This is a genomic window from Acidithiobacillus acidisediminis, assembly GCF_023277115.1.
In the GTDB taxonomy this organism is placed as follows: Bacteria; Pseudomonadota; Gammaproteobacteria; order Acidithiobacillales; family Acidithiobacillaceae; genus Igneacidithiobacillus; species Igneacidithiobacillus acidisediminis.
The window spans coordinates 2,487,069-2,503,924 of record NZ_JALQCS010000001.1 but is presented as its reverse complement, the minus strand read 5'-3'; the positions used below and the strand labels follow the sequence as shown (position 1 = coordinate 2,503,924).

Annotated in this window: 17 protein-coding genes and 2 tRNA genes; 9 read left to right on the top strand and 10 right to left on the bottom strand. The window is 56.2% G+C overall.

The annotated features are described in order from the left end of the window. Window positions 1-41: 41 nt before the first annotated feature. Window positions 42-128: transfer RNA gene (locus M5D89_RS12545), tRNA-Leu, on the bottom strand. Window positions 129-166: 38 nt separating this feature from the next. Here M5D89_RS12545 and rnr point away from each other — a divergent pair. After that, window positions 167-2,398, top strand: coding sequence for a ribonuclease R (gene rnr, locus M5D89_RS12540; RefSeq protein WP_248886136.1), 2,232 nt, complete (start codon window positions 167-169; stop codon window positions 2,396-2,398). A 28-nt stretch (window positions 2,399-2,426) separates the two neighbouring features. On the opposite strand, the gene ppk2 is transcribed toward rnr, so the two are convergent. The 3 genes from ppk2 to M5D89_RS12525 all read right to left on the bottom strand — a co-directional run bounded on the left by ppk2 (window position 2,427) and on the right by M5D89_RS12525 (window position 5,769). Beyond that, window positions 2,427-3,200 carry a polyphosphate kinase 2 gene (gene ppk2 / locus M5D89_RS12535; protein ID WP_248886135.1) on the bottom strand — a complete coding sequence of 258 codons (774 nt, stop codon included), beginning with the start codon at window positions 3,198-3,200 and terminating at the stop codon, window positions 2,427-2,429. Window positions 3,201-3,255: 55 nt separating this feature from the next. Next, entirely contained in the window at window positions 3,256-4,668 is a 1,413-nt protein-coding gene (locus tag M5D89_RS12530; protein WP_248886134.1) for a GGDEF domain-containing protein, read from the bottom strand. Window positions 4,669-4,866: 198 nt separating this feature from the next. Next, window positions 4,867-5,769, bottom strand: a complete 903-nt coding sequence (locus M5D89_RS12525; RefSeq protein WP_248886133.1) for a GGDEF domain-containing protein — start codon at window positions 5,767-5,769, stop codon at window positions 4,867-4,869. A 126-nt stretch (window positions 5,770-5,895) separates the two neighbouring features. Between M5D89_RS12525 and M5D89_RS12520 the strand changes: the two genes are divergently transcribed. From M5D89_RS12520 to M5D89_RS12500, 5 genes are all read left to right on the top strand, one after another. Next, window positions 5,896-6,306 (top strand): hypothetical protein, encoded by a 411-nt coding sequence (locus M5D89_RS12520; protein ID WP_248886132.1) that lies wholly within the window; start codon window positions 5,896-5,898, stop codon window positions 6,304-6,306. Window positions 6,307-6,356: 50 nt separating this feature from the next. Beyond that, a complete protein-coding gene (locus tag M5D89_RS12515; RefSeq protein ID WP_248886131.1) occupies window positions 6,357-6,857 on the top strand; it encodes a flagellar basal body-associated FliL family protein in 501 nt (166 codons plus the stop codon). Window positions 6,858-6,868: 11 nt separating this feature from the next. Beyond that, the gene (motA, locus tag M5D89_RS12510) at window positions 6,869-7,729 is read left to right on the top strand and encodes a flagellar motor stator protein MotA (RefSeq protein ID WP_248886130.1); all 861 of its coding nucleotides are present in this window, start codon (window positions 6,869-6,871) and stop codon (window positions 7,727-7,729) included. A 3-nt stretch (window positions 7,730-7,732) separates the two neighbouring features. After that, on the top strand, window positions 7,733-8,707 hold the full coding sequence (gene motB / locus M5D89_RS12505) for a flagellar motor protein MotB (RefSeq protein ID WP_248886129.1): 975 nt from the start codon (window positions 7,733-7,735) through the stop codon (window positions 8,705-8,707). Window positions 8,708-8,773: 66 nt separating this feature from the next. After that, complete coding sequence (locus M5D89_RS12500; RefSeq protein ID WP_248886128.1) at window positions 8,774-9,481, top strand: hypothetical protein; 708 nt, start codon at window positions 8,774-8,776, stop codon at window positions 9,479-9,481. A 17-nt stretch (window positions 9,482-9,498) separates the two neighbouring features. On the opposite strand, the gene M5D89_RS12495 is transcribed toward M5D89_RS12500, so the two are convergent. Continuing rightward, a complete protein-coding gene (locus M5D89_RS12495; RefSeq protein ID WP_248886127.1) occupies window positions 9,499-10,335 on the bottom strand; it encodes a hypothetical protein in 837 nt (278 codons plus the stop codon). Between the two features lies 1 nt (window position 10,336). Beyond that, window positions 10,337-11,686 (bottom strand): exodeoxyribonuclease VII large subunit, encoded by a 1,350-nt coding sequence (gene xseA, locus M5D89_RS12490; RefSeq protein ID WP_248886126.1) that lies wholly within the window; start codon window positions 11,684-11,686, stop codon window positions 10,337-10,339. 85 nt (window positions 11,687-11,771) lie between these two features. On the opposite strand from xseA, the gene trxA reads away from it, so the two are divergent. Next, the gene (trxA, locus tag M5D89_RS12485) at window positions 11,772-12,152 is read left to right on the top strand and encodes a thioredoxin (RefSeq protein WP_248886125.1); all 381 of its coding nucleotides are present in this window, start codon (window positions 11,772-11,774) and stop codon (window positions 12,150-12,152) included. Here trxA and M5D89_RS12480 read toward each other — a convergent pair. The 3 genes from M5D89_RS12480 to M5D89_RS12470 form a co-directional block, all read right to left on the bottom strand. Then, window positions 12,149-12,319 (bottom strand): hypothetical protein, encoded by a 171-nt coding sequence (locus tag M5D89_RS12480; RefSeq protein ID WP_248886124.1) that lies wholly within the window; start codon window positions 12,317-12,319, stop codon window positions 12,149-12,151. The genes trxA and M5D89_RS12480 overlap by 4 nt on opposite strands. 12 nt (window positions 12,320-12,331) lie before the next feature. Beyond that, a complete protein-coding gene (locus tag M5D89_RS14350; RefSeq protein WP_248886123.1) occupies window positions 12,332-13,171 on the bottom strand; it encodes an energy transducer TonB in 840 nt (279 codons plus the stop codon). A gap of 188 nt (window positions 13,172-13,359) precedes the next feature. Beyond that, window positions 13,360-13,435 (bottom strand) — tRNA-Glu (locus tag M5D89_RS12470). Between the two features lie 100 nt (window positions 13,436-13,535). Here M5D89_RS12470 and M5D89_RS12465 point away from each other — a divergent pair. Beyond that, window positions 13,536-15,068, top strand: coding sequence for a DHA2 family efflux MFS transporter permease subunit (locus M5D89_RS12465; RefSeq protein ID WP_248886122.1), 1,533 nt, complete (start codon window positions 13,536-13,538; stop codon window positions 15,066-15,068). Here M5D89_RS12465 and M5D89_RS12460 read toward each other — a convergent pair whose 3' ends face one another. Continuing rightward, window positions 15,069-15,980: a D-alanyl-D-alanine carboxypeptidase family protein gene (locus tag M5D89_RS12460; protein WP_248886121.1), complete on the bottom strand. Its 912-nt coding sequence runs from the start codon at window positions 15,978-15,980 to the stop codon at window positions 15,069-15,071. 84 nt (window positions 15,981-16,064) lie between these two features. Here M5D89_RS12460 and M5D89_RS12455 point away from each other — a divergent pair, with 84 nt between their 5' ends. Next, window positions 16,065-16,844, top strand: coding sequence for a sulfite exporter TauE/SafE family protein (locus M5D89_RS12455; RefSeq protein ID WP_248886120.1), 780 nt, complete (start codon window positions 16,065-16,067; stop codon window positions 16,842-16,844). Window positions 16,845-16,856 lie beyond the last annotated feature (12 nt).

Genomic DNA, 16,856 nt, shown 5'->3' with positions numbered 1-16,856 from the left:
AACAACCTGAAATGAATCGATCAAAAAAATTCTTAGGAGAGTGGTACCGAGGACTGGATTCGAACCAGCACAAGCTTTCGCTCACTAGGACCTGAACCTAGCGCGTCTACCAATTCCGCCACCTCGGCAATAACGCGCATCATCCATTAGCAAGGAGTTTTTGTCAATGCCGGAGCAAGAGTCGCCCAGCCTGTCCCTCCCAGAACGGGACCCCATGTATGAGCGGGAAAAAGAAAAATATGAGCGTCCAATCGTCAGCCGAGAGTTCATTCTGAGTTATCTCCAGGGTCTGGGGCAGCCTGCGCGCCTGGAAGATCTGATTGAAGACCTGGATGTAGCTGAGGAAGATCAAGAGGCGTTGCGCAGACGACTGCGCGCCATGGAACGGGACGGCCAGTTGCTGCGCAACCGGCGTGGTGCCTACGGCATTGCCGAGGCCATGGAATTGATTCGTGGTTCGGTGATCGCCCACCCGGATGGCTTTGGTTTCCTGTCTCGGGACGATGGAGGCAAGGATCTGTTTCTCTCACCGCGAGAGATGCGCAAGGTCTTTCATGGTGATCTCATTCTCGGGCGGGTCATTGGTGAGGATCGTCGTGGCCGCCTCGAGGGTTCTGTGGTGCGGGTTCTGGAGCATGCCCTGACCCAGGTCGTGGGTCGCTATCACGCCGATGGCGAAAGTCGGTATGTGCTGCCGGAAGATCGTCGCCTCAGCCAGGAATTTGTGGTGACGGGAGCGGGGGAGTTGGCGCCAACGCATGGACAGATTGTGGTGCTAGAAATCGAGTGCTATCCCGATGGGCGCAATCTGCCCGAGGGGCGTATCGTCGAGATCCTCGGCGAGCACATGGCACCAGGTATGGAAGTGGAGATTGCCGTGCGCAGCTATGGCCTGCCGTTCCAATGGCCGGAAGCCTTAGAGCAGGAGGCGGCGCAGATCCTGCCGGAGGTGCCGGAAGAAATGAAGCAAGGGCGGCGCGATCTGCGCGATCTGCCCTTGGTGACCATCGATGGCGCGGATGCCAAAGATTTTGACGACGCGGTCTATGCTGAACGCTTGGGAGAGGAAGGATTCCGGCTCTTTGTGGCGATTGCCGATGTGGCAAGCTACGTGCAGCCGGATTCGGCCCTGGATCAGGAAGCGCGTCACCGAGGCAATTCTGTCTATTTTCCGCGCCGCGTCATTCCCATGCTGCCGGAAGTGCTCTCCAATGGGCTCTGCTCCCTCAATCCCCATGTCGATCGACTCTGCATGGTGTGCGAAATGGAAATTGGCGCGCAGGGGGAGGTGCAGAGATTTCGCTTTGCGCGCGGCGTGATGCGTTCGCAGCGTCGTTTTACCTACGACGAGGTGGCGCAGCTGTTGTCCGGCGAGCATGCGGCGGAAGGAGTGGATGCAGAACTACTGCCGCATCTGCATGCCTTGCATGACCTATACCGGGCCTTGGCAAAGGCGCGGGAAGAGCGGGGCACGATAGAGTTTGACAGCCAGGAAAGTCGTATCCTCTACAATGCGCAGGGGCGTATCGATGCCATCGTGCCGCTGCAACGGAATGTTGCCCATCGCATCATCGAAGAATGTATGCTTGCCGCCAATGTCTGCGCCGCTCAATATTTCCGCATCCACCAGTTTCCCATGCTCTACCGGGTGCATCCGGAACCCAATGCCGACAAGATCGAAGACCTGCGCCGTTTTCTCGGTGAGCTCGGGGTACCGGTACGGCTGCCAGTGCGTCCGCGCAGTGCGGATCTGGCGCAGATCATCGAGGCAACCCGTGAGCGTGCCGACGCCAATCTGATCCAAACCATTATCTTACGCAGCTTGTCGCAAGCCTATTACACCATCGACACCAGCTTGCATTTTGGTCTTGCGTACCCTGCCTACACCCATTTCACCTCGCCGATCCGTCGCTATCCCGATCTGATGATACACCGCGGAATCCAGGAGATGCTGGATGCGGCTGCGGCCGGCAGGCCGATCAAGGCACCGTCGCTGGTAGAGCTGAAAGACCTGGGTCAACACTGTTCCATGACTGAGCGCCGTGCCGATGAGGCATCGCGCGAGGCCGTGCAGTGGCTGAAATGTGAATTCATGCTCGATAAGGTTGGCAATGAATATACCGGCATCATTACTGGAGTCACCGGTTTTGGGCTCTTTGTCGCCCTACGGGAGGCCTATGTCGAGGGCCTCGTCCATATCAGTACCCTAGGTTCGGATTACTATCATTTTGATGCCAAGCATTATCGCATTGTTGGCGAGCGTAGCGGCGAGGTCTTCCAATTAGGAGAGGAAATTCGCGTCCGCTTGGTGCAGGTGAATCTGGATGAGCGCAAGATCGAATTTGAGCGGGTACTTGCGGAGGGGCAGGGGGAGAAGACGCGCCGCCGCCGGTCCTGAGCTTGGCTGTGTGCAGCGCGCCGCTGGATCAGGGGGCGATGCTGCCGTTTTCCACGTACGTTGGGTCGTAGTCAAAGATCAGGCTGCGATCTGGACTGACCAGGGTCGTATCCTTGCCGTCGTAGTCCAGGCGCAGCAAGATTTCCTTGATGATTTGCAGGCGCGCCGCCTTTTTGTCATCGGCACGTACAATGGTCCATGGGCAAAGGGTGCTGTGGCTGCGGGCAAACATCTCATTCCGCGCCTGCGAATAGTCCTTCCAATGCTTCACCGCCTGCAGATCGATGGGGCTGGTTTTCCACTGTTTGAGCGGGTCATCCTCCCGCGCCGCCAGACGCGCCTTCTGCTCTTTGCGGCTGATGTCGAGGTAAAATTTCCGCAGGTGAATGCCGGAGCGCATCAGCATCCCTTCCAGAACACCGACCTCCTGGAAAAACTCTTCCAATTGCTTGTCGGAGCAGAAGCCCATGACCCGTTCGACTCCGGCGCGGTTATACCAACTACGGTTGAACAATACGAACTCCGCAGCTGCGGGCAAGTGGGCAATGTAGCGTTGAAAGTACCACTCGCTCTGTTCGCGATCGGAGGGTTTGGGTAGGGCGACAACGCGGGTTTCTCGGGGGCTCAGATGTTCGGTGATGCGCTTGATACTGCCATCTTTGCCAGCGCTGTCTCGGCCCTCCAGGAGGATGAGTATCTTGTCGCCGCGCGCAATGATGTGTCGTTGCAACTTGACCAACTCTACCTGAAGTCGATGCAACTCCTCTTTATAGGGAGCAGGTTCCCCTGTTTTCTTGCCCATTTCTTTTCCTTGGATGCACTGGTCTTTTTAGTTGTAGATCCCAGATCTGTGTTCGTCAAGCAGGGCGGCTCGCCTGTGGATCCATGCCCAGATAAATCCGTTCCCGTCCCTCTTGTTTGGCGCGATACAGGGCCTGGTCCGCGATCAAGAGAACGGCATCCAAGGTGACGCCAGACTGCCATGCGGCGATTCCGGCGCTGAAGCTCACACGGATTTGCGCCTGTTTTGTATTGACCAGGGGGTGATTGCGCAAATTTTCCTGTAAACGCCCCAAAATTTGCACCGCCAGTTCAGATCGAGTGCCAGGCATCAGAATAACGAATTCCTCGCCTCCATAACGCGCGACGCTGTCCTCGGCCCGCAAGCTCTGACGCAGTAAAGCAGAAAAATGCCGCAAGACCTGATCCCCAGTTTCATGTCCATAGCGATCATTAATCTTCTTGAAATGATCAAGATCCAGAATGGCAATACTGAATGGAAGATGGTGTCGGTCTGCTCGAGCCGTTTCCCGCTCAAACGCAAGATGCAGTCCGCGGCGATTGAGTAAATGCGTCAAGGGATCTTCATGTACCAAGAGGTTCAACTGGGAAATTTCTTCCTCCATGTTTCGCACGCGGCCACGTGCAGCTTCCAGTTGGCTGCGGGCCTGACGCAGTGCATCACGGGACTCCCGCAGCATATCCTGCAAGCTGCGGCTTCGTTCAATCAGGGTAGCAACCAGACCACGAATGTGCTGGGGATCATCGCTACGTTCTATTTCCGTGCTCAGGCGCACAAACTCGTTGTAGGTATCGCTACTTCCCTCCGTCAGGGCCTCGACGTATTGGAAGACGAGCTGGAGAAGATCCTGTAAGGCTTGGTCCATCTCGCTGACCGGGGCACGGCGTTGCTCTTGCCGGTAGAGCAATTCCGTCAGCCCGGACAGAAGTTCTTGCGCCTGCTGAACGGATGTTGGCTCCTGATGAAATGCCTTGTGCAGTATTTTCAGTTGCTCGCTGAACCAGGGGTCCTTGGCGCATAATTCCGCGCTCCCAGAAAACAGCAGATCCAGGGCGCGCTGATAGATCTCCTGAACTCGGTCTTTTTTCGCCTCCGCCCGATCCAGGCGCTCCCAGAGTTTACGTAGAAGCGGGATCAGATCTTCGACCGCATCGCCCGACGTTGCCAGGAGTTGGTCGATGCTCTCCAGGTCATTTAGGCCTTCCGCATCGCCGCGCAGAGGAACAGCAAAACCCGAACGTAGGGCGCGGGTCCAGACTTGATGCAGAAGAGGAGTGTCCTCGACCCTTGTAGCGGAATCAGAACTTGGGCGGCTTGCCAGACCTTGCCAGCGCTGCACGAGCTGTGCCATCGCTGTATAGAGGAGATCTTCGCGTTTTAGCGTCAGTATCTCATTTCGCTGCTGGATTTTTTGTAGGTGGCTCAGCCCTGCTTGACTGCGATCCCATTCGCAAAGAAATTCTTTCAAGAGAGTTCCCCAGTCCTGCGATATGCCGCTCTTGGAGCCGGCAGTTTCTAAACCATATATGCGGTTGTAGAAAAGTCGATAGTTTTCTGGGGTCGCTGCTTGGTTCTCCTGCAATAGCGCTTTCAGAACAGAAATGCCGACTTCTTTTGGATCATGTTCGGTCATGAGAAGCGGTGCCAATAGTTCAGGTGGAGGTTATTACGAGGATACGATATCTCTCTGGTTTGCAAAAGTATGGGCATGCCCCAGGACAGCTTGGTTGCGGCCATTGGCTTTGGCCTGGTATAGCGCCGCGTCCGCCGCGGCCATAGAACTTTCGAGAGGAACTTCTGGGCTGATGGCAGCAATCCCGATGGAGATGCGGAGTTGGAACGGAACCCCATCGTCAAAATTCAGGCGTGCGGCAGCAAGTCGCTGACACAGTCTATTGGCATTCGGTAGGGCACAGGACTCTTTCATCCCGGGCAGAAGGAGGATGAATTCTTCGCCACCATAGCGATATACCCCATCATAAGGACGCAGAGCTGAGCGTAGAAATTTCGCCAGGGCACGCAATGCCTGATCACCAGCAAAGTGTCCATGTTGGTCATTGAAAGCTTTGAAATGATCGACGTCAATGATGGCAATGCACGCGGTGGCACCGCGCCGAACTCGAGATTCCTCGCGCAGCAGATCCTTCGCCAAGCGGCGGCGATTCGGTAGGCCCGTCAATGCATCCTCTTCGCTGTGGGCGCGCTGGCGCTCGCACAATGCATTCCAGCACGTGTTCTGAAATTGCGTGGTCGCCCGGATGAGTTCCAGGTTGAAAAGGCCCTGTCGATTATTTGACGCGCTATTGGCGCGTAATTCATGCAGCAGCTCATGGCAAGTCTGCTGCAATGCGGACCAACTCGTACGATCTTCCTCTGCGAGATTGGCCTCGGGATCATGCAGGGCGCGCAACAAAGCCTGTGCCGCGGTAACTGTTTCCCTTTGCTCCAGCCAGTCCGACCAATACAGGTTCCAGGCCTGGAGGAGATTTTCCAATGCTTCTTGATAGGTATCTCGACTGTCTATTGCCAACGCGAGCTTTTTGGACGTTTGCCATGTACCGGTCTGCATAAAACAGGCTCTCCTGCGAATGTTGGAGAGACTTCAGCATAAATCATGCCTGGCTCAGTTGGGCATTCAAGAAATCTACATGACGTGCCGCTATAGAAAGTGGGATCTGCAATCTTGAGGTGAGACGTGGCAAACCGCTTGCGGGTAGGCGAGAAAACGGGAAGAAGTTCCTGGCAACACAGCGCTTCAGTGCCCCTGCCGTATCTGATCGTTGGGATTGAGCAGAGCCTGCGGCGGGTGCGCGCGTGCGGAGGGCGCAGGGAAGCGCTGGAGCCTTGGCCCGCGCTCGCGCATGCAGAAAGAATCGTGCAGTACCAGCTCAGCCACTTGCCCAAGTCTTGGTCGCAGGAGCGGCAAAATCTTGCCGATCGACTATGTAGGCTACTGCTGCTGAGATTTGCGCACACCCGTATTTTCGCGGATCCATCAGCGTTGGCCCAGTGTCCGGCAATCCTTTTGGCCTTGTCTCGCGTGTGGCAGGACGAGGTGTCGAATGAGCCCGGGCCGAGTATGGATGCGCTGAGCAGGGTTCAGTAAATAGTTGGTTTGGGAAATGAGATCCCGGTTGATGGAGGTCGGCAGAGAAAATGGCGGAGAAGGAAAAGGCAGGAAAGGGAAAACTGATTCTGCTGGCAATCATTGCGGTTTTGTTACTCCTGATTGCGGCAGGGGGTGCCTGGTGGTTCCTGTTGCGGCCAAGCGCTCCTCCGAGCAAGGAGCAGCTATTGCAGGAGCAGGCGCAAAAGACCAAGTTCATTGACCTGGGCTCTCTGGTGACCAATTTGCAGAGTACGGATGGTGGTACGCATTATATTCAGGTAAAGATAGAGCTGAAGACCTATGATCAGGATCTGGATAAAAAAATTCAGGCATATATGCCAGAAATCAGAAACCAAATACTGCAGTTGCTGGCATCTCAGCAGGCGGATAAGGTGAGTGACCCCGCAGTTCGCAGTCAACTGTTGCTGAAAATCAAAGGGGAAGTGAACCAGATTTTGCGAACCGATGGTGGCGCTTTGCCCGATCCTTCAGGTAAATCTTCTCCCCCCATTGTTGGCGCGTACTTCAGTAGTTTTGTCGTTCAGTAACGGGAAATATCATGTTCTTGATCATTGGCTACGTCATTGCCTTAGGTGCGATCTTTGGTGGCTTTATGGCCGAAGGTGGCAAGCTTGCTGCCCTGATTCAGCCCTTCGAGGCGTTGATGATCATTGGCGGTGCCTTCGGCGCATTTTTTGCGTCGACCTTTCCGAGAAGTTTCAAGGCCGTGCTGAAGATGTTGCCGTTGGCCTTGAAGGGGAGCAAGTACTCCCGCGCCGCATACATGGAATTACTAAGCCTGTTGAATGAGATTTTTGGTCGCATTCGGCAAGGCGGACTGATGTCTATCGAAGCGGATGTAGATGACCCGCAGAACAGTGATCTATTTAAAAAATTCCCCATCATTTTGCGAGACCATCACGTCCTGGAGTTTCTTACGGACTATTTGCGACTCATGGTCGGCGGAACGCTCGGTGCGTTTGAGATGGAAAATCTCATGGATGTCGAGATCGATACCCACCACCGGGAACTGGAGGCGCCCATCCATGCGCTCACTCGCGCTGCTGATGGCATGCCGGCCTTTGGTATTGTCGCGGCGGTCATGGGGGTGGTGAATGTGATGAGTTCGGTGGATAAACCGCCTGCAGTTCTGGGCGAACTCATTGCTGCGGCATTGGTGGGGACCTTCCTCGGTATTCTGCTCGGATATGCGGTCGTGTCGCCGATCGCTGCGCGGATGGAAGATCGCGCCATGGAAAGTAGCAAAATGCTGGAAACCATCAAAGTTTCGTTGTTGGCAACAATGAATGCCTATCCCCCCCAGGTGGCGGTGGAATTTGGACGGAAGGTCCTGTACTCCACCGAACGCCCAAGTTTCCAGGAGCTCGATGCCCATCTGCGTGAAATGAAAGGAAAATAGGCCATGGCAGAGGGCAAGAAAGAGCAACCCATTGTCATCAAGCGGATTAAAAAGGGGGGTGGCAGCCACGGCGGCGCGTGGAAGATTGCCTATGCGGATTTTATCACCGCGCTCATGGCCTTTTTTCTGCTGATGTGGTTGTTGGGTTCAACGACCAAAGCGACCTTGCAAGGAATTGCCAACTGGTTCAAGAATCCGGAGCGGGTATCGCTTATGGGCGGTCCGGGGACTGGGTCATCCAATTCTATCCTCAATGGTGGCGGCAGTAATCTGAATAAAACCGTTGGTCAAGTTCAGAGAGGGCAAAAGCATCAATTTTTGACTAGTCCGGAGAACCCAAGTCTGAGCACGCGCGAAATTGATCAGCGGAATTTGCGCCACTTGAAGCAGGAATTGGAGGCACAGATCCGGGAAAATCCAGCGCTTGCTGCGTTCCGCAATCAACTGCTCATTAATATTACTCCCGAGGGTCTTCGCATCCAGGTGGTCGATAGTGCCAAGCGTCCCATGTTCCCGAATGGCAGTACCGAACCGGAACCCTATGCGCGAACCATTTTTGAGGCGATTGCTCCGACCCTTAATACCCTCCCTAATCGGGTGAGTATTACCGGCCACACGGATGCCCTACGCTATCTGAACAACGGGCGGGGGTATAGTAATTTCAACTTGTCGGCGGGGCGTGCCAATGCCGTGCGGCAAATCATGGTGCAACATGGATTGGCGGAGCAGAAGATTTTGCGGGTCATGGGGATGGGGTCGGCGGTGCTTTTTAACCGGCAGAACCCGGACTCACCTCTCAATCGGCGGGTAACGATTGTGGTGTTGAGTAATGAGGCCGCGCAACGGATCGTCAGCAATCAACAGGCGGTCATGAATGTGAGCGCGCCCGCCACGGCGGATGCGGCCTTGCATAATCTGGCTGGTACAACTCGTTCCGCACCGGCGACGCCATCCACAGTAGCCCCCGTTTCCTCCTGATTTGGGGGCGTGTTATCTTCGCGGACGTGCAAGGCGAAAACTGCGGTCTGAGGGAGGAGGCTGGCGATGGATGTGCCTGATCAGGAAGAGCGCAGCCTGAGCGGTGATGCGGTAATCGACTATTTGCTCTACCTGCAGGAAAGCGCCAGCGCGGTAGCCTTACAAGGAATGACCCAAGGAATCCATGGGATTGGTCGCGTTGCGCGCCTGTCGCGCGAGGGCGTGACGATTTTCTGCCAGAATTTGCAGGGAACCGCCCGGAACCTTTTGGTGGGGCATTATGAACCGACCCGTTCGCTGCATTTTCTCCTCCAAAATGGCAGAGAAGAAGCGCCTGGTTACTGGCTATTTTCCTATCCGAGCACTGTGCAGGTGCGGCAAGAGCGCAAGTATTTACGCTATACCCTGAAAGGCGCGGTGCTCGCGAGCTGGCATAGCGAGTGCAGCAAGGCGCCGGTGCGCGGCGATGTGGTGGATATCGGTCTCGGTGGTTTCCTCGCCAGTATTTATATGTCTAGTGGACAGCTGGCAGATACGGGCTCTTGTTGCAAGGGGGACCGCGGAACGGTAACGCTACGCCGGGAGGATCAACAGCAATGGCAAGGGTTGGCAGAGTTGCTCCGCTGTGTTCCTTTGGAGGTTCCTGGCGGGGGAAAAAAGGCAAGTCGAGAGCCCGAGTTTGTGCTGCTTGGCTTTGCTTTTCAATTTGATGATCCGCAAGCCATGAAAGAATTGACGGAGTTCTTCCACGGAATTCTGGGTCCGATTGCCTAGTCGGTAGCGTGCTGCGGTCAGTGCTGCGGATTCATGACGATCTGGGTTTTTCGCACCCGCTGCCGCTGTGTCTGTCGTTGCTTGGGTAATCCGAACGCCTCCTTGGCAAAACACCAGCCGAAGAGACCTACCCAAAGCAAAAGCATCACGGATAGCGCAGCAATCAGGGCGGCGGCAGCGGGTTGCTGGAGAATGCTCGCTAGATAGCTGATGCCTCCCTGCAGGAGCAGACTGGCGAGCAGAAAGACTAGCCAGATGCGGACATTGCGCAACACCGCCAGAAATCCAGCAAGCAAAGCGAGATAGCCTTGCCGAGCGAGACCCAGCACGACTGCGCCAACAGAAAGCATCAGGAAGACATTGCCCAGCAAGGTTTGCGCATTTCCCAGACTGTTACTGAGTAAATTCTGCAACCAGAGTGGCAGGTGTTCCCAGGAATGATTATGCAACGTCTTTAACGTGGCGGCTGAGGAGATATGGTCCTGCGCCAGAATGCCTTGCAGGTAATGGTGCAGGGACCATAGCAATAACAGAATGACGAAGACCAACAAGGCTATGGCAACCCCGAGACGAATCAGGGAAAACCACGGTAGGTCGCGAAACGCGAGCAGCAAGTCCCGCAGTTGCCAGTTGCCAAGCTCTACCTCCATTGCCGTAGCGAAGATGAGCGCCGTTTCCAGGCAAGCAAACGGAATCGTCAGAATCAGGGGCTGATGACTAAGATTCAGTAGGATCAATAATCCGGAGAGAAAGGTGAAGGCAGTCGGCGCTTCCTTCTGCAAAGCCCAGGATTCCTTTGACCAGCGCAGAAACCAGCCGGGCGGAACCGAGTGGGGTTGCAAGGTAGAGGCCAAGTCAATCCTCCATGGTCTGCAAGACACGGCCACTGAGGCGCCCACGCCACAACTGGATCTGGATCGTAGCTCCCGGCACGGTGTCGGTACTTTCGCGCAGTATGCCGCCAGCGCTGTCTCGCACGATGGCATAGCCGCGTTCCAAGGCCGCGTGGGGATCCAGTCCCTGCAGATGCAAACGTCGCCGCTCCAGTTCTTGCTCCTGTCGTTTGAGCTGTTGTTGTACCGCAAACTGCAAGCGTTGGCGTAAGCTGAGGATCCGTTCGCGCTGCGGCTGTAAGAGATATCGCGGATCCAGTCGTTGTAGGCGAGAGCGCAGTGCTCTTTGCCCCTCCTCACAGCGGGAAAGATCGCGCCGGATTTGCCGCTGCAAACGTTGTTGTAGCTGCCGTAGCCGGGCCTCTTCCAGGCTTAGACCGGCGCTCGGATTACGTAGGCGCGAGCGGAGATGGTCCAGCCCTAACGTGGCCTCGCGCAAACGCCGCTCCATACTGCGGTGCAACTGTTGCTGCAGGACGCGAATGCGTTGCTGCCATTCCACCTGATCGGGGCTGATGTGTTCGGCAGCGGCGGTTGGTGTGGCGGCGCGCCAGTCGGCAACGAAATCGGCAATGGAAAAATCAATCTCATGACCAATTCCCGTCACGACGGGGAGGGTGCTGGCATAGATGGCGCGGGCCAGGCGCTCGTCGTTGAAGCACCATAAATCCTCGGCACTGCCGCCACCCCGCGCGAGGATGATCAAGTCCTCCGTTTGCCGTTGATTCGCTGTGTGCAGCGCGAGAAGGATCTGTGCCACGGCTTGATCTCCTTGCACCTGCACCGGGTAGAGCAATAATTCCAGCAAGGGCCAGCGCTTGGCGAGGGTGACGCGGATGTCGTGCCAGGCCGCCCCGGTCGCCGAAGTGATGACCGCTACTCGACGCGGGTTGGCTGGCAGTGGCTGCTTGTGCTCTGGCGCAAAGAGTCCTTCGGCGGCGAGCTTTTCCTTGATGCGTTGAAACTCTGCGGCCAGATCTCCCGCCCCCAGTTCCTGCATCTGTTCGACAATGAGCTGGAATTCGCCCCGCCCTTCATACAGTGTCGGTTGAGCGAGGAGTTGCACCTGCATTCCATCCCGCGGGCGCCAGCGCTGTACGCCATTACGGTTGCGAAACATGGCACAACGCACCTGCGCATGGACATCCTTGAGAGAAAAATACCAGTGTCCGGAGCTCGGGCAAGCGAAATTGGAAATCTCCCCTTCCACGCGCAAAGCGGGAAAATTCCCTTCGATGATCTCGCGCACCGCGCTGTTCAGGTCGCTTACCCGTAGAACGGGGATGGGTTCCAACTCGCCAAATTCGCTCATCTGTCCTCTTTGCTAGGCCTTTGCCTTGACCTTACGGGGAGCAGGTCTTATGGTCAACTCAGGTTTCACTACGCACGGAGGCCTCATGGCCGTTGTAGAACTGACGCAGGAAAATTTTGAGCAGATCGTGACGGGTAACGAGATGGTGCTTGTCGACTTCTGGGCTCCCTGGTGCGCGCCCTGTCGCGCATTTGCGCCGATTTTCGAGGCAGCGGCAGAAAAATACCCGGATGTGATCTTTGGTAAGGTGAATACCGACGAAGAGCAAGAATTGGCTGGCGCGTTTCAGGTACGCTCCATCCCCATGCTGACCATATTTCGCCAACAGATTGGTATCTTCTCGCAAGCGGGATCATTGCCGGCTAGCGCCTTGGAACAGGTGATTGAGCAGGCCAAGGGGCTGGATATGGAGCAGGTGCGGGCCGAAATCGCCGCGCAACAGCAAGAAGACGGCGGCGCACACTAGGATTTTGCGGGGCTGGTAGCACTCTGGTGCGAGGCTACCGTCCCGCCCTTCCCGATACCGGCCGGTTGGATGTTGGTAAAGCCAATGACCACCAATGCGACCATGGCCGCAGCCCACAGCAGCAAGAATAAAAACATCAATAGAGTCGATCGGTTGCGCTTTTGCACACGCTCTCCTTGTTACCAGACATTCACGCGACGCACGCCCAGAAAGTGCATGTTGAGCGGAATCTCGATGCGACGCGTCTGTTTCCGTAATTGCTCGGAAAATGCGGTATAAGGGAAGGACAGACGGATAATCTGTTCGGCAGCTGCATCGAGCTTGGGATTCCCTGAAGAGTGTATCATGATGATGCGTTGCAGTCCGCCTTGCGGATTGAGCACCACCTTGACCTTGAGGTTGCCCACCATTTCCCCAGGGTAGTTGAGGTCACCAATCCGCTCCAGCTTCTGGATCCAGCCTGCAATATAAAAATCTGCCGCCGGTGTCTCCGGATTGTGAAATTCTGGTAAGGCGGGGGCCGCGGTAGCGCTGCGTGCCGCGTTGCTGATCTGCTCTTGCAAACGCCCAAGGTCAATATGGGGTTTGGCTGAGGGTGGCGCAGGTGCCACGCTGCTCGGCGCAGGCCGACTCGGTGGCAAGGCCTGAATGGGCGCGCGCTGCTGCGTCGTTGGTGGCGTCGGCCGAACCCGCGGCTGCGGTACGGGTCTGGGCCGAGGGAGCGGGCGCGTCTGCGGCTTTGTTTGGGGCCGAGCCGGATGCGTTACGGGCGGAGCGGGCTGCGCTGGCGCCGCTCGGCTGGGTGCCAGTGGTTGAGTAGGCTGCGGCATGATCTGGAACGTTTTGTATTTTTCTTGCTGACCATGCAGAGCCAAGTGTTTCGAAGGAATTTTGTAGAGCATCAGGAAGAGGAGCAGGGCAATCAGGAGCGCGGCAGGCACGAGCCACGGCAGCAAGCTGTCACTCCAGTGGGGCTTTCCCTCGGGAACGAGGAAATAGAAGTGATCGCCGACGCTCACTCGGCCGTCCGCTTGAAATTCAGAGTGTTCCACATCATGCAAGAGTGGAACATCCGCCGCCCGGAGTAAAGATCGGCTTACGTTTGTTCATATATCTCGTCTGTTGGCCGCATGGTTTTCGCCCAAGACATGGCTTGTTGCTGCGCATAAAAAAAGCACCCGAAGACTTGCTCGGATGCTGAGATTCTTGGCGTCCCCAGGGGGGTTCGAACCCCCGTTACCGCCGTGAAAGGGCGGTGTCCTAGGCCGCTAGACGATGGGGACCTGGAAGCGCGCACTTTACCCGGAAAGGCTTGGCAGTGCAATAGATCTTGCATACCGACCGATCGGTCAGTAGACTGGCTCAGATCTCGGGGAGGACCGAATGAGCGAATCCGAAAACACTTCCGTGGTCGCCATTACGGTGGCGGTGATGTTGGCGGTGGTCATGCAGGTTCTCGATCTGACCATCGTCAATGTTGCCCTCACCTACATGCGGGGGTCTTTGCAGGCCAATAGCGATCAGATCACCTGGGTGCTCACCAGTTATATGATTGCCAATGTGATTCTGCTGCCACTTACGGGGCTGCTGGTGGAACGCTTTGGACAGCGCAGGGTGATGTTGTGGAGTGTTGCCGGCTTTGTGGTGGCGTCCGCACTATGCGGCCAAGCGCATAGTTTACCAGAGATCGTACTTTGGCGTCTTTTGCAGGGGTTTTTCGGTGCCTCCCTCGCGCCGGTAGGGCAGACCATCATGTTGCACGCCTATCCGGCGCGAAAGCGCGGTCAGGCGATGGCCATTCTCGGGATGGGCATCATGCTCGGCCCCATTCTGGGCCCAACCCTGGGCGGCTGGTTGACGGATACGCTCAGTTGGCGCTGGGTCTTTTACGTCAATATTCCCTTCGGCATTCTTGCTTTTGTCTTGCTGCAGGTGGTCCCCAACATCGGTCGGAGCGATCATCCACGTCCAGTGGATTGGTGGGGTTTTGCGCTCATGGCCCTGGGTTTTGGCGCGTTGCAGGGCGTTCTCAGCTTGGGCAACGAAGATGACTGGTTCAGTTCTCACACCATTATCATTCTTAGCCTGATTTCAGCCCTTGGGCTGCTGTTCTTTGTCTGGCGCTCGCTTTCGGTTGCGCATCCGGTGGTAAATCTGCGCCTGCTCAAAGATGTGAATCTGTCCATCGGCAGTGCGGGTATCGGTATTTTTGGTTTGGCACTGTTTGGCGCCATGGTGATTCTACCCATCATGCTCGAAGACCTGTTTCATTACGAAGCCTTCACTACGGGCTTGGTCATGGCGCCGCAAGGCGTGGGGGCGATGATTGCCATGATGATTGCTGGGCGTCTTTTGGCACGTAACGTCAATCCCCGTAACATCGTGCTCTTGGGCATATTTTTTGGGGCAATCGGCAGTTGGTATACGACGAAATACAACCTCGATATCAGCATGTCGTGGGTGATCTGGCCGTCTTTTGTCCGTGGCTTGGGTTTGGGTCTGGTGAGCATCCCCCTCTTTACCTTGGCATTCTCTACCATCGACAAGAAAGATCAGGCAGAGGGCTCGGGTATCTTCAATTTGATGCGTACCTTAGGCGGTAGTATCGGCATCGCCATCGTTTCGACGGTGATGACCGAGGGCAAACAGATGGGCTGGAATCAGATAGGTGGGCATCTCAACCCGTTCAATCCCGCATTTCATCGGTTCATTGTGGCAATGGGCATGGGAGAAGGGCCGCACGCTTGGCAGGTATTGGGAAATGTTGTGGTATTGCCACAAGCCGGGATGCGCGGTGTGCTCGACGCGCTGATCTTGGCATTTTATAGCTTTCTGGTGTTGATTCCTTTGGTGCTATTGCTGCGGCGCCCCCCGGAGCCGGCGGAGGGAGAGCCGCAGCGGGCGCCTGGGCATTGATTAACGCTTCGCAGCGGCATCCTCGAGACCCCCTTGCGGGAGCCAGAGGGTGCGAGCAAAGCCCCAATCCAGGAGCTTTAGGCCGGCCCAGGAGGCTTTCCAAAAGCCGCGGCCCTCATCGGTAAACGAGGGTACCCCCAGTACAACGGCAATGAGGGTAATGTTTCCCTGGGTGCCGGTGACGACCAGGCAGTGTCCGGCGGCATCGGTATATCCGCTCTTCATGCCGGTTACGAAGGGAACGCGGCCGACAAGTAGGTTGGGGTTGGGGCTGGTGATGCCTGCATAGGTAAAGTTTTCATGGCCAAAGAAAGGCAGGAAGCTGGGGAAGCGTTGCAAGATCGAACGAGCAAGAACGGCCTGATCGTAGGCACTGGAATAGTTGTTGGGATGCGGCAGACCATCCGGGTTGTTGTAGGTGGTGGAGAGCATGCCCAGTTGCTTTGCTGTGGCATTCATCGTCGCCACAAAGTGCGGCACCGAACCGCCGACAAGCTGAGCAGCCTCCACGGCAGCGTCATTGCCAGAGGGTACGGTCATGCCGAGAATCAGTTGGCCGAGGGTGAAGGGTAGGCCAGCGCGCAAAAACATGGAAGAGCCACCCGTTTGCAGGGCGGCAGGACAGGGGGTGTATTCCTGATGCAGTTGCAAATGCCCGGCGTCGATATCCTGAAAAAGCAGGTACAGGGTCATCAGTTTGCTGAGGCTCGCTATGGCATAAGGACGATAGGCGTTCTTTGCTGCGAGGATTTGCCCGGTAGCGGCATTCATGAGGATGTAGGACCGGGCATCAATGATGGGCAGAGAGGAAACGCTCTGCGCCTGCGCTTGGCTCACCGGCGCGAGCAGACAGGCACAGGCGAGGATGAGGAAATACAGAGTGTTGCGAATCTGCCGCTGCATCGGGATCATGGCGGGCCTGCTCTATGCTAAAGTGATGGCTTAGAGTTTAGGCGGTTTTCTCTATTTTTCAATAGTTTTTTCTCGGAGAGATCCATGTATTTACTGAGTGGACAAGGGGTCACCAACAGTTTGACGGCGAGTAGTCTCTGGGCACAACCAGGATTGTGGGCTATCGCGGCGGCTATTGTTTTTCTGGCCTTTTATGTCCGTGCCGTAATTGGCTTCGGCTCGGGCCTGATCTCCGTCGCGCTCCTGACTCTATTCTTCCCGATCAAGGAAGTGGTGCCGGTAGTCTTACTTCTCGACCTGCTGGGCTCCATCTTGTTGGGTGCCTATGATTTTCGCGAGATTCGCTGGCCGGAACTGCGTTGGCTGGTTCCCGGTAGTTTCCTCGGGCTGCTGGTCGGCGCATTTATTCTTGCCGACAGCGATGCGCAAGCGCTAACCCGTTTTTTGGGATTGTTTATTCTCGCCTATGTTGCCTACGCTACCCTGCTAAAGCCGGAGCGGTTACCGCGTTTGTCGCTGCCCTGGGGGCTTCCTCTTGGCACTTTCGGCGGCGTGATCGGTAGTCTTTACGGTGGGGGTGGTCCACCCATCGTCGCGTATTTGCAGATGCGGCATCTCGACAAGCGTGCCTTTCGTGCCACCTTTCAGGGCATCGCCCTGACGGACAACGTTATCCGCGCCTTCATGTATGTCTTCCTCGCCTTGCTGACGGGACCGCTGGCGCTCGGGTTTGTGCTCTTGGCGCCACCCACCTTGCTCGGGCTGTGGGCGGGGAATCATCTGCATTTTCGTATCAGTCAGCAGTTATTTTTGCGTGCTACTCTGGTGGTGCTTGCCATTGTGGGTATCAAATATCTTCTATGATCTACAAAAGGA